The sequence below is a fragment of the Methylococcus capsulatus genome, assembly GCF_036864975.1.
In the GTDB taxonomy this organism is placed as follows: Bacteria; Pseudomonadota; Gammaproteobacteria; order Methylococcales; family Methylococcaceae; genus Methylococcus.
In genome coordinates, this window is record NZ_CP104311.1 from 3183633 (window position 1) to 3196932 (window position 13300).

Consider the following 13300-nt stretch of genomic DNA (forward strand, 5'->3'; position numbering starts at 1 on the left):
CACCCTGAGGGGATTGGTCCGGTTTGTCTCGGCAGCAGTGCGATCATTGGACCATGCCCCTGGCCCGATCGAGACTGGCTGACAAGGGCTGGTAAAAAATCAAGTGACCCTGGTATCTCTTTGTAAACCTCTCTGAAAACAGAAGGGCCACGGCCTAAAACCCGATCGAGTCATCGCGGCCAATGACGAACGGGCTGCAAGATCCTTTACACCCAGATCGATCAGGCCAAATACCACCGCATTTTCGCCGGTTTTCTGGCGGCGGCGGGGATGGTCCTGCTACTTCGCACCCTGGCTGATGCAATGGCTGGGTCGGTGAATCCGCCTCAACGGCCCAATCACCTCCACAGAAGTAATGAGTTCTGATGCGCTTTCAGCTGGGCCTTTCGCGTCTACGCTTTCTGCCTAAGCAGCGCTGCGCCGGAGACGGGCGCCGACCGATACCGGCACGCGGTCATAGGAAGCTCAATCTATTTGACCCACAGTTTCAGCAATATCGCGGCCAGCAGCGAACATCCGGCGCCGAAGCCGAAAGCCGTGAGTGGACCGGCGTATTGCCAAAGCGCTCCGAAGACCAAAGATGCCGGCAGCAACATGATACCAGTGGTCAGATTGAACCAGCCGTAAGCCGTTCCCAACAAAGCGGGCGGTGCCATATCGGCGACCAGAGCTTTTTCCGCACCCTCGGTCGCTGCCATAAAAAGGCCGTAAAAGGCGAACAGCGGCCACAACAACAAAAGGCTAGAGCCGTTCAGGCCGAGGCACGAATAAAACAGGGCATAGACCATCCATCCCGTGAAAATCATGGGCACGCGACCGACACGGTCCGAAAGCCCCGACAGGTATGTGGAAAACAGCATGGCGACCAGGGAGGTCGTGCCCCACAGCAGGGGAACCTGGTATTCCGGCAAACCCAAATCCCGAGCGCGCAGCAATAAAAACATGTTGGACGAGTTACCCAGTGTGAACAACGCCAGCACCCAGAGATAACGCATGAACGCGCGCGGCAGCTTTTGCAGATTCCAGTCGAGCGGCTCGCCGTCATAGCGGATCTCCCGCGCCGGTTCTTGGACCGAAACGGTCAGGAAGACCGCCACGGCGCCGGGAAGCGCGGCCCAGAGGAAGATCTCCGTGATGGGTACTTCCGCCGCCATCAGCACGGTCGCCGCTAGCGGCCCGAGCACCGCGCCGGCATTGTCCATGGCGCGCTGCAATCCGAAGGCCAGGCCGCGCTGGCCGGCAGCGACACTGGCGGCCAGCATGGCATCCCGGGGCGATGATCGCAGCCCCTTGCCTAAACGGTCGGCGAAGCGCAAGGCCAGCACCAAGGGCCAGACCGTGGCGAGCGCCAAGAGAGGACGGGAGATCGCCGCCAGGCTGTAGCCGCAGACCACCAGGAATTTGGCACGGTGCACCCGGTCGGCAATGATTCCGGAAAACAGCTTGAGCAGGCTGCTCACCATTTCGGCGATGCCTTCGATGATGCCCAAAGCCCTGGGACCCGCCATCAGGACGGAAGTGAGGTAAATCGGGACGAGGGGATAGACCAGTTCGCTGGCCAAATCGTTGAACAGGCTGACCAGGCCAAGCAGCCAAACGGCGGAGGGTAGCGAAAAAACCTGCTGAAACATCGGGACTCCTTCGATTGCTGAAAGGGTCTGGTCGTGGTGGTTCTATCCCGATTGGGATTCGATCCGCTGGCCCAACCACACCGTCTTTCCTGGAGCGCTGGGAACTCGATAATGGTGCCGTCAACTTCCGCCCGCCTGCAACAGTGCCCGCGAGGTCCGGCGCACGGCGGGCGGGGCGGGGCGGGGCGGGGCGGGGCGGGGCGGGGCGGGGCGGGGCGGGGCGGGGCGGCATTTTCCCCGAAGCCTGCGCCATAGTCACACCTTCGGCGACATCGACCGGATGGCGCAACGCACAAACCTGGAGTGCGGAGGCGGCGGCTCCTTCCTCCTTTCGCAGTCCCGGAGCGATGATCGCGCGCATGCGCACCTCAGCCAACGGATGGGACAGTGCATGAATCAGCCGGGCGGCATAGCTCCTGTGATGCTGGTCGGCAACACTCGAACCGCAATACGGACATACTCCCACGGACTCCGGAAGTTTCACGAAACACTGCAGGCAAAAGGACGGATGCGCTGCCAATGTCAGCGCCAACGGATCGGTCGGCTTAGCGGCCAAATCTGGCGGCCTTACCCAGCTCCGACTCGATTTCCAATAGTCGGTTGTATTTGGCCATGCGCTCGGAACGGCACACCGACCCGGTCTTGATCTGCCCGCCCCCCATGGCAACGGCGAAATCAGCCATGAAAGTATCTTCGGTCTCCCCCGAACGGTGGGAAACCACGAAGCTCCAGCCGGCCTTTCGGCACAGATGGACGGCTTCCACCGTCTCGGTGACGGTGCCGATCTGGTTGAGCTTGATCAGCGCCGCGTTGCAGCTTTTCTCCTCGATCGCTCGCGCGATGAAACGGGTGTTGGTGACCAGAAGATCGTCTCCGACGATCTGGATTTTCTCACCCAGCACGGCAGTGTGCTCGCGGAAGCCATCCCAGTCGTTTTCCGCAAGGCCGTCCTCGATAGAAACGATGGGGTATTTGTCGATCCAGCGGCGGTAGAGATCGGTCATTTCGGAACTGGTCTTGTCGCCCTGACCGCTGCGCGTCAGGCGGTAAACGCCGTTTTCGTAAAATGAACTGGCGGCGGGGTCGAGGGCGATGGCGATGTCCTCGCCGGGCTCGTAGCCGGCTTTCGCGATGGCTTCGACGATCAGATCGCAGGCTTCGTCATTGCTCTGCAATTGGGGGGCGAAACCGCCTTCGTCCCCCACTGCGGTAGTATGGCCCTTGGCCTTGAGGAGGGACTTCAATGCCTGGAAGATTTCCGTTGCGTAACGCATCGCTTCGGCGAAGCTGGGCGCGCCGACCGGCATAATCATGAACTCCTGGAAATCCAAGCTACTGTCCGCATGCTTGCCGCCATTCAGGATATTGATCATCGGGATGGGCAGGCGCGCCTGGCCGGCACCACCGAGATAGGCATAGAGCGGCAGCCCCGCACTTTTTGCCGCGGCGACAGCGACGGCTTCCGAGACGCCCAGAATAGCGTTGGCGCCCAGTTTTTCCTTGTTCGCCGTGCCATCGAGCTCGATCATCAGGCTGTCGATCTCCCCTTGCCGCCAGGGCTCCAAACCTATGACGGCCGGTGCGATGACATCGTTCACATTGCGCACGGCTTTCAGCACCCCTTGGCCGCCATGGGCATTCGGGTCACCATCCCGCAGCTCGACGGCCTCGTTCTCGCCGGTTGAGGCCCCTGACGGAATCGAGGCAGTGGCCGCCGTTCCATCGGTCAGTGTGAGCCGGACGCGCACGGTGGGCACGCCGCGGGAATCGTAAATCGGCATGGCTTGGACGGATTCGATACGGGTATTCATGAAGACTCCTTCAGGTGATGATCCAGAGAAAAAAGTGCTGCCGTTCCGCAACGTACGAAATCGGCTGAAGCGCAGGCAAGATAGCGAGCCGTCATGACGAGTCACGGCTCCTGGACGGCAGGTTGGCCGAATGCCGGCTGGTCCTCGTCCGCCGGTACGCCTGGTCTGCTCGGCAGACTACGGATTCTAAACACGGTGATAAATCCCAGGAGAAAGGCGAGGCCCAGCGCTATCGGATCCAGGGGATAGAGAACGACGGAAAGTGCAAGCACGCCGAGACTCAATTTCAACAATTTGTCCTTCGACTCCGTCCCCAGGCTATGGAAGCGTTCCCACTCGCGCAGAACCGGACCGAACAGAGGGAACCCCTGCAATCGAAGGTACAGACGGGGCGATGAGCGTGCCAGGAAGAAACTCGTGGCGACCAGAAACGGGACGGTGGGGAGGCCGGGAATGATCAGAGCCGCCAGTGTGAGGAGAAACGACACCCCCGCACTGAAAAGGTACGGAATTTGGAGAAATCGCGGCACCGGCCGGGGCGGAACCGCGGCCGTGATGGTATCCATGTCCGACCATTGCCGATGAGCTGCATGGATGATGTCGAGCGGCGAAAGTTCCGAGCGGCTCAGGTCGATCATAAGACGTTGCGGCACGAAGCCGATCCGGCAGGATTGAATCCCGTCAACCTGGTCGAGCCGGTCGGCAATGCCGAGCAGCACAATGGGTTTCGAAGATGCCGCCTCGATGCGGAGATCGAGGCGGTCGGGCGTTTGCAGCCGTGCTTCCCAAAGCATAGCGGAAGGCTTTCCGGGAAAAGCGGCCAACACGTCCCAGGTGGACTTGGCTCGGGAGTCGCGAGAGTCCGAAGCCAGAGTAATGCACAACTCCGCCGCGAAAGCCTCCGACAACCGCTGGAGGTCACTGCCGGGATCGAACTCCAACACACAGGCGGATGCGACGAGGTCGATGCTGGCGGAGCGCACACCGGACAGCGACGTCGCTTTTTCAATCAATGTCCTGGCGCAGCCGCGCCGCTGCTGGTTGAAGATGCGCGGGGCATCGATTCGAAGCCGCCCCGACTGGCGATCCAGGTGGACGAAGAATTCCAGCGGCTTCCCGGGCCGAAGTTTGACGACATTCATTCCGAACCCTCCTCCGCGATCGGCGGATTTAATTACGGATGGACGAAAAAACCCACGGCCTGCAAGGCATAGGTCGCTCTCAATTAACGTCCCTTCCAGCCAGTTGTACTTACCGTCGGAACTGATCGAACTGACGATGAAAAACCGCGCCTGCGACCGCAGCGATCAAGTAGAGCTCGAAATCCAGGGTCAGTGGTTGCCCCAGCCAGGCGCCGGCCAGGACCAATGCCTGTGCCACAAACAGAAAAATCTGCAAGGTCGCGCCGATGGCGATCGCGATGGCCAGATCCATCTTGTTCTGCCAGGCCGCATTGAGACAATACTCCCGAACAAAAGTCAGGACGACTATGCCGGTGAACAAAGGCGACAGGTGCAGCACTTCAATCGTCCGCTTCAGCCTGTCCACCAGAATTTCTGGACACCAGAACCATGCCCAAGGTCGCCGCGAACAGGGCGGCGACCGTCTTTTTTGCAAGGGCCGATGCACCTGCGCCGGAGACATCCGGTCCGAACCCTCCACTTCTCCCGCCATGAACAAATGGCAGTGGGTACGCATCGAAAACAGGATCATCAGGCCCTAGACCTCCAGCAGCAAGGCCGAAGCGACTTGGGAGAACGTGTCCAGCGGGTCCGGCAACTCCCGATGAGTGGCGGCGTGCAGGGCCTATCGGCGTCGCCAGAGCGATGGCGGTCACTACCAGCATCCAGGCGGGGTTCGGGCTGGAATGTTTGCTCCTTGAAGCACAGACCGCCTAGGAACATTGCGAGCCCCAGCCCCATAAGCAGGTTGACGAGCGTCGAGCTGCCGCGGACGGCATCGGTTAAGCTCGATTCGAGCGCCACACTGGCGATGATGAACTCGGTGGCATTGCCAATAGTGGCTTTCAGGAAGCTGCCCAGGTGCGGTCCCAAGTGTTCGGCGAGGTCTTCGGTGAACTCGCAATTAGGCGCGCCAAGGGTGGGATGGTGAATCCAGCCATCAGAATCTGCAGTAGTGGCGGCACGAAGGCGAGCATAAGCCATAGCAGCTTTTGTCCTGTTCGCATGACTGATCCTGACATTGCTAAAAGCCGGAAAATGCGGGCTGCCGTTCACGGCTCATGAATACCCCTGCGGTTTATGTGGAATAAAGCATAAATTGCCGGCATGACAATCAATACCAGGGGCACGGCGAGGAGCAGGCCGGAAATGATGGCGATGGCGAGCGGTCTTTGCATGGCGGAGCCGGGTCCCATACCTAAGGCGAGCGGCATGAGCGCCAGAATTGCGACCAGCGATGTCATGAAGATCGGGCGCATGCGCAGAATACCGGCACGGACCAAAGCAGGGGGATCCGGATTGCGGACCTGGCGAAGTTCTGAAAAATAAAACACGGCCACTTCGGTAACGATGCCCACGATCAATGTCATCCCCATTAACGAAGAAATATTGAGCTCGGTTCCAGTCAGCCATAGCCCCGCAAACACGCCCGTGAGGGACAGCGAGGTGGTGGTCAGAATGGCCAACACGACTCTGATGCGTTCGTAAAAGAACAGGAGCAACAGGGCGACCAACAGGACGGCGCTGATGAAAACCAGGATCAGTCCCCGGAACGAATCCTGCTGTTCACGGTAGAGTCCGCCATATTCGACATACACGCCCGGAGGGAGGGGCAGCGTGGCCACCCTTGTCTGCACGTCCGCGACTGTCGATCCCAGATCGCGTCCCTCGATTCGGGCAGTGACAGCCACCATCGCTTTCAGGTTTTCCCGCGTTTCCTGAGCCTGCCCTTCGATGACTTGCAGACGGGCCACGCGCTTCAAAGGAAAATCGTGGCCGTCAGGCGAGCGAATCCGCAGTGCTTCCAATTGCCCTAGACGCGTGCGTAGTGCCTCGTTCGTCCAAACGCGCACCCCGATCATCTTCGCACCCGTCGTGATTTGAGTCGCTACCGTACCGGCCAGGAAATCCTGTATTTGCCTTGCCACCATGCCGGGACTCACACCTTCTAGGGCAGTTTGGACCGGATCGAAGTGAATTTCTATGGCATCACCGGCGAGCGTTATCCCATCGAACACTTCTACGACACCGGGAACGTCATCCAGTAAGGCTGCCACCTGGGGCGAAAACTGGCGCAACACCTGGCTATCGTCACCGAAAAGCTTGATTTCGATGGGCTGAGGCACGGCAGTGAGATCGCCGAGCAAATCTTCCATGAGTTGGGCAGTTTCAATCTGCAAGCCGGGAACACGGCTTTCGATGGCCTCCCGCAATTCCGTCATGACATCCTCCACGTCCCGGCGGGGGCGTGGTTTGAGATGAATGAAAAAATCCCCTTCGTTGGCTTCGGTGATATGCCCACCCAGCGACAAGCCGGTACGCCTGGAATAACTATCGATGTCCTGGATCGTTGCAATCATCCGCTCGACCTGATCGAGCAGCCGGTCAGTCTCAGTCAGAGAGGTTCCCGGAAGTGCCCGATAGTCCAGTACAAACCCTCCCTCATCCATATGGGGCATGAAGCCGGAGCCCACCCGGCTGAACGCAACGACACCCGTGACGACCAAGGCGATGATGACAGGCAGTGTCCAAAGCGGCTGCCGCAGAAAGCGATGGAGCAGGCTGCCATAGGCCCGGTGGAACCGGGCCTGCGACGGCCCGACCGACTCCAAACGGAGCGCGTCCCGCCGGCTCAACAAGTGATTTGCCAGCAGCGGAACGGCGAGCACCGCAACCCCATAGGAAATGACCAAAGCCGATGCCATAGTCAAGGCAAGCGCCCGGAAAAATCCCCCCGTGATGCCGCCCAGAAACGGAAGGGGGAAGAACACCACGATCGTCGCGAGCGAGGAGCCCGTCAATGGATGCAGCATCTCTCTGGCGGCCGTCATTACCGTCCCATGTGTCGACTGGTCGTCCCGTGTTTCGCTTAAGCGACGCATGATATGTTCGATCATAACGACGGCATCGTCCGTCACCAGTCCTACGGCTGCGGCGAGCCCGCCCAAAGTCATGATGTTGAAACTCTGTCCGAACAGCTTTAGCAGCCAGACCGTGGCGGAAATGACACCGGGAAGGACGATAAGCATGATCAGCGTGACGCGCAGATTGCGCAGAAATAAAAGCAGGATCAGTGCAGCCAAGACTGCACCGGAGACGAGTGCGTCGCGTACGCTGACAGCCGCGTCGTTGACCAGTTCCGACTGGTCGTAATAGGGTTTGAATTCGATGTCACCAGGAATCTGCGACGAGAAGCCGGCCAGCGCGCGCCGGGTCTCCTCGGCGATGGCCACCGTATTGGCTCCACGCTGCTGAAGGATGTTCACCAGCACGGCGTCCTTCCCGTTGCCGCTGACCTTTGTCCATTCGGGCCGATGGCCGCGTTCGACCCGGCCGACGTCTTCCAACTCCACGACACCATCTAATCCGCTTCTGAGAATTGAATGCAGGATGTCCTCCTCGCTCCCTTGATGCGAATCAGCGAGCGTCAGGTAAAGATGGTAGTGCTCTTCCACTTTGCCTACGGCACTCACAACATTGGCATCGGAAAGCGCCGATGCAACTTCGGCCAGGGTAAGCCCCAGATCGTGCAGACGATCCGGATCCACCATGACCTGGTATTCCGCCTGCCGCCCGCCTAGAACCTGAACTTCCGCGACTCCAGGCAAGGCCGAAAGGAGCGGACGCAAACGGTAATAAGCAAAATCCCTCAAGGCGACCGGGTCGTTGCGGACGGAAGTCAAGGCCAGACCCAACACCGGGAAAACCGTGGGGTCCATCCGTCGCGCCGTGAAACGGACACCGCCTGGAAGGTCCGGAAGGATTTGACTGACCACGGCCTGCACCTGTAACAGCGCGGTGACCATATCCGTGCCCCACTCGAAGGTCAGCGCCAGATCGGCCGAGCCGCGGCTCGTTGTCGAGCGGATCGCGCGCGCGTCCGGCACGGCACGGAGTGCCTGCTCCAACGGCTGGGTCACTTCCACCGCCATGCGATCCACCGGACGGTCTCCGGCATCGACATTCACCACCACCCGTGGAAAATCCAGCGTCGGAAAGAGTGCCACCGGCAATCGCAGCGCCGTCACCATCCCGCCCAGGGCCAAAAGTGCCAGCAGAAACAGCAGCGAACGTCGGTGCGCCAAAAGCCAGGAGGCCATCATGGCACCTCGGCGGTCCGGATGGGCATCCCGTCACTGAGTTCATAATTGCCAGTGACGATCACGCCTTCCCCAGCTTCGAGGCCGGCCTAGATCTCCACTCGCTGGCCATCGTCGAATCCGATCTCGACCCAACGCTGCCGCGCATGACCCTGTTCGTCCACGAACAGATAATGTCTTCCGTCCCGGCTGAGCACGGCTTGATACGGCACGGTGACCACCTGCCGATGCTCGGCGACGACGAGTTCAGCTTTGACCGTGATGCCTGGTAACCAGTCCGATGAGCCGGTCAGCAGCACGACCGCTTCGGCCAGCCGGGTCTTCGGATCCACCTGATAATAAATGTGGTTAACTTGTCCCTCTTTGGGTGGAAGGCCAGGATGCAGTGGCTTTATCACGACCTTCTGGCCTTCCTGGACGATGGGCAAATCCTCCGGCTCAATGCCCAATCGCACTCTCAGCTTGTCGGCAGGGGCCAGAAGCAACAGCAGGGCACCGGGCGATACGATATCCCCGGCATGAACATGGACAGCTTCGACGTAGCCGTCGAGGTCCGCACGCAGACACCTGTGGCTGGTTTCGCCCAGGCGCTTTCGCACATTGGCCAGGGCCGATTCGGCCTTGACCCGATTTTCTTCCGCCGTGCGGACCTCTGCGTTAGTGGCCAGTTGGCGAGTCCGCAAGTCCTGGAGGCGTTCCAAGTCTTTGGTGGCGAACTCGACCGCGATTCGGGCATGTTCCAGCTCCGTTGCGCTGTTGGCGGTCGCCGTCAGTTCAACCAGGGCGTCGCCCTTTCGTACCCGCTGTCCCGGTGCGACGTGCACGTGGGTAACCAGTCCCTCACCTTGAACGCTCAGCGCCTGGAGCTGGTCTGGAGCAAACTCCACGGTTCCGTACGCTGTAAGGGTCGTCCTCATGTCGGCCGGCTGCGCCGGCGCCAGCGTCACCAGGACGGAGGATTCGGTACTCGTTCCGTAGCCGGATGCGAGGCCGAGTATCGCGGCCAGCACCGAGCACCAGCGGTTCGCGGATTTCGATTTTCGGCTCATGGCGTTTCTGTCACAGGATTGAAGGTGAACCGACCGCGACCTGCAAAGCAACCGCCTGTTCCGCAGCAGCCTGCTCCAAAGCCAGCAGTTTCAGACGTTTGTCTAGGTAGTTCGCGCGCACGGTTTCGTAATTCACCAGCGTTACGTCGCCCGCAGCCGCCGCTTCCCGCAGCAGGCGTTCGGCGCGTGTCAGTTCGGGCAGTTCGCGGGCTAGTGGTTCGCGTTCTTGGGCAATCCGGTTCAGGTCCGTCACCAGGGTGCCGATGTCGGCACGGGTCTGATTGAGTCGCGCCACATATTCCCGATGGAGCTGCTCGCGCGTTGCCTCAGCGATGGCGATGACACCGCGGTTACGATTGAACAGGGGGAGGTCCATGCTGACGGTAGGGCCGCCCGTGTTGTAATCGCTGTAATAGTGGTAATCGTTGATGCCGAGCGTAAATGCCGGGTATTGCCCGAGGATCGCCCGGTATACCGATGCCTCCTGGCTGGCATAACCGGCTTCGAGTGCCTGAAGATCGAGCCGTTGCCGCTGCGCCGACACAAACAGCCGCTCCGTATGCAGACCGGCCGGCGGCTCCGCCTCGAAGCCGGCGATCGCTATACCATGGTTAGGCGGGAACCCCAACAGCCGGTTCAAATCCTGGCGTGCCTTGGCGACCTGCCGCGCCAGCGCCAGGGAACGATCCTTGGCATCGAGAAATGCCGCTTCGCGGATACCCAACTCCGTCAGGGTCGCGTCGCCCAAAGCGAGGTTGTGTCGGGTGAGGTCGAGCAGTTGCGCCGAAACCTGTGCGGCTTCGGTTGCCACGGCCTCCTGGCGCGCCAGATAGACGCAACGCCTCGCCAAAAGACGCGCCTGGTTCGCCACGAGCCACTCCTGCCAAGCCACATCCAGCCGGACCTGCCGGGCATGCCCCTCGGCGATGCGGACATCGGTGGATCGTGTCGCCAGCTTGGCGAGATCCCACTGGAGGGTCGCCGTGTAGGGGCTGACCAGACCAGCAGGACCGCTGAACACCCAGTCGAAGCGGCCGAACAGTTTGGGATCGGGCAACAGACCGGCATTGAAAACCTGGGCCTCGGCAACGGCTTCCTTGGCCCTAAAAATCTTGAGTTCGGGACTGACCAGGACGGCCAGGAGACCTAAAGCTTCATCGGACAAAGGCTTGGAGAAGTCCAATGAAACGGGTCGGAGACGCGGATGGCGCACTTGGGTAGCGGCTTCCACCAGCGATCCAGGTTCCGGCAGGGCCAAGTGCCCGACCAGTTCGGCTTGCTCCAGCGGCCTGCTCCGGTAACCGACGCACCCGCAAACCAGACAACTGGCCAGGACCAGACTACCGAGTCTGGCCTCAAAACCGGCCCGGCCGTCACCCTGGGGCAGACAGGTCATGCCCGAATCGATGAGAAGCGGACGCGCACACACAGTCCTTTTCCATGGCGGCCCGAAGCCAAACGAACATCCGCCGCGTGCCGGTCGGCGATACGCCGGACGATGGCCAAACCGAGCCCGCTGCCCGGTTCGGTGTTGTCGCGACTGCGATAAAATCGGTCAAACACACGCTGCCTTTCTTCGATGGAAATACCAGGGCCATCGTCGCACACGGACAGAATCGCGGCCTCCTGTTCCTTCTTCACGCTGACGTCTATGCGCCCCCCCCTCGGCGTATAGCGCACAGCATTGTCGAGCAGGTTGCCGATGAGCACCTGCAATTCCCCTGCATTGCCCTTGATCACCGTGGGCTCAATCGAAGTGATCCCTAAGTCGATGACTTTCTCTGCCGCCACAGCAGCCATGTCTGCCACCACCGAGCGAGCCAATTCATCGAGCCGTACTTGCACGAGTGGCGGGGGGGGCGCTTCGGGATCGAACCGGGTCAACGTCAGCATCTGATTGAGGACGTGAGTCGCTCGCTGGATGCCTTGCCGCAACCGCAGCAATGCCAGGGCTTGCTTTTGTGGATCGCCGGTGCGTTCGGCGATCTGAGCCTGGAGGGAGACTGCCGTCAAAGGGCTGCGCAGCTCGTGTGCCGCATCCGCAGTAAACCTGCGCTGGGCTGCCAATGCGCCCTGCAACCGCGTCAGCAAACCGTTCAGCGCTGCGATCAGAGCGCAGATTTCCTGCGGTGCTTCTTGGTCGGGGAAGGGACCCATGTCATCGGGATCCCGCCGGCCCACGGCGGCGACAACGGTTTGCAATGGCGCCAGCCCCCGGCGGACACCAAACCACGCCATCATCGCCACCGTCGGCAGTAGGAGCAGCAGCGGTGCCGACAGTTGCAGAGTGATTTCATCAGCGGTCTCCCGTCGTTCTCGGAGGGCCTGGGCCACCTGGACGAGGCCCTCGGGCGTAGCGAGGCTGAAAATGCGCCATGGCTCACCCCGCCAGTGCACAATGCTCCAGCCTTCCGGTGTATCAGCGGACAGAGGCTCGAATGGATGCGAGCGATAACTCAACTGACCGCCTCCGCTCCAGCGCTGGCCGATGAGATCGAGATCTGACGCCTGCGCGACACGATATACCGGCACCGCGTTTTTGACGGCAGTGGGTGGCAGGGTTTGCAGGGAATACGCCATGGCCTGCAGAACCTTGTCGAAGAGTTCGTCGACTTCCTCCCGCACATTGAAATACGTCGAGGCGGTAAAGGCGAACCCGGCCAGGAGAAGGGCCGGCGACAGCCAGAGCAGGATTCGGTTTTTGATCGATACGTTCATGGTTGGGAAACCCGATAACCCAAGCCCCGGACATTGACGATGAATCCCGGCCCCAGCTTCCTGCGGAGATGATGGATGTGGACATCGATGGCATTACTGACCACTTCCTGTCCCCAACCATAAATGCGTTCCTCCAGCCGGCTGCGAGATAACACCGCGCCCGGTTTTTCCAGGAGAGCGTAGAGCAAATCGAATTCACTTTCCGAATGGATTATATTCCATTCAGAATCAACGGGTTTTTCCAGGAGAGCGTAGAGCAAATCGAATTCACGGGCGGACAGCTCGACCGGCTCGCCTCGCAACCAACACTCCCGCTTCACCGGAAGTAACCGCAACGCACCGTGTTCGACGACTGGTTCGGCGCGCCCCGCCGCCCGCCGGACCAGTGCATGGATGCGGGCAACAAGCTCATCGAGCTCGAAGGGTTTAACAAGGTAATCATCAGCACCGCTGTTGAGCCCCAGTACCCGGTCTGACAGGGAATCGCGCGCGGTGAGAATGAGGACCGGGATGTCGGCCCGGCTGCGCCGAAGGTCGGTAAGCAAATCCAGACCCGACAGCCGCGGCAGCCCCAGATCGAGCAAGAGCAAGGCGTAGGCGGCCGTAGCAGCCTTCAAGGCGAGTTCAGCCTGATGTCCGTCCTGGACCCAGTCGACGACGAAACCCTCTTGGTGTAATCCCTCGCAAAGGGCCTGGCCGATCATCCGATCATCTTCGGCAAGTAGTAAACGCATGAAGCCCTCTTGTATGTTCTTCCCTGAGCCACGGAGGTATGAATAAGAGGTTCGGAGGAAGATAGATCGTTGACCC

The 13300-nt window shown here is 60.5% G+C and carries 10 protein-coding genes; all 10 read right to left on the reverse strand.

Features of this window, described 5'->3' with window-relative positions; genetic code table 11:
* Positions 1 to 470 precede the first annotated feature (470 nt).
* Positions 471 to 1631 (reverse strand): MFS transporter, encoded by a 1161-nt coding sequence (locus N4J17_RS15390; RefSeq protein ID WP_198324208.1) that lies wholly within the window; start codon positions 1629 to 1631, stop codon positions 471 to 473.
* Between the two features lie 545 nt (positions 1632 to 2176).
* Complete coding sequence (gene eno / locus N4J17_RS15395; RefSeq protein WP_277458600.1) at positions 2177 to 3442, reverse strand: phosphopyruvate hydratase; 1266 nt, start codon at positions 3440 to 3442, stop codon at positions 2177 to 2179.
* Positions 3443 to 3543: 101 nt separating this feature from the next.
* On the reverse strand, positions 3544 to 4584 hold the full coding sequence (locus N4J17_RS15400) for a DUF454 family protein (protein WP_198324312.1): 1041 nt from the start codon (positions 4582 to 4584) through the stop codon (positions 3544 to 3546).
* Between the two features lie 109 nt (positions 4585 to 4693).
* Entirely contained in the window at positions 4694 to 5155 is a 462-nt protein-coding gene (locus tag N4J17_RS15405) for a hypothetical protein (protein ID WP_338457612.1), read from the reverse strand.
* Positions 5155 to 5607 (reverse strand): hypothetical protein, encoded by a 453-nt coding sequence (locus tag N4J17_RS15410; protein ID WP_198324314.1) that lies wholly within the window; start codon positions 5605 to 5607, stop codon positions 5155 to 5157. The genes N4J17_RS15405 and N4J17_RS15410 overlap by 1 nt, the downstream gene beginning before the upstream one ends.
* 68 nt (positions 5608 to 5675) lie before the next feature.
* Positions 5676 to 8726: an efflux RND transporter permease subunit gene (locus N4J17_RS15415; protein WP_338457613.1), complete on the reverse strand. Its 3051-nt coding sequence runs from the start codon at positions 8724 to 8726 to the stop codon at positions 5676 to 5678.
* A gap of 86 nt (positions 8727 to 8812) precedes the next feature.
* The gene (locus tag N4J17_RS15420) at positions 8813 to 9772 is read right to left on the reverse strand and encodes an efflux RND transporter periplasmic adaptor subunit (RefSeq protein ID WP_198324316.1); all 960 of its coding nucleotides are present in this window, start codon (positions 9770 to 9772) and stop codon (positions 8813 to 8815) included.
* A gap of 10 nt (positions 9773 to 9782) precedes the next feature.
* Complete coding sequence (locus N4J17_RS15425) at positions 9783 to 11168, reverse strand: TolC family protein (protein WP_198324317.1); 1386 nt, start codon at positions 11166 to 11168, stop codon at positions 9783 to 9785.
* Positions 11165 to 12490, reverse strand: coding sequence for an ATP-binding protein (locus tag N4J17_RS15430; protein ID WP_198324318.1), 1326 nt, complete (start codon positions 12488 to 12490; stop codon positions 11165 to 11167). The genes N4J17_RS15425 and N4J17_RS15430 overlap by 4 nt, the downstream gene beginning before the upstream one ends.
* Positions 12487 to 13224, reverse strand: a complete 738-nt coding sequence (locus N4J17_RS15435) for a response regulator transcription factor (RefSeq protein WP_198324319.1) — start codon at positions 13222 to 13224, stop codon at positions 12487 to 12489. The genes N4J17_RS15430 and N4J17_RS15435 overlap by 4 nt, the downstream gene beginning before the upstream one ends.
* Positions 13225 to 13300 lie beyond the last annotated feature (76 nt).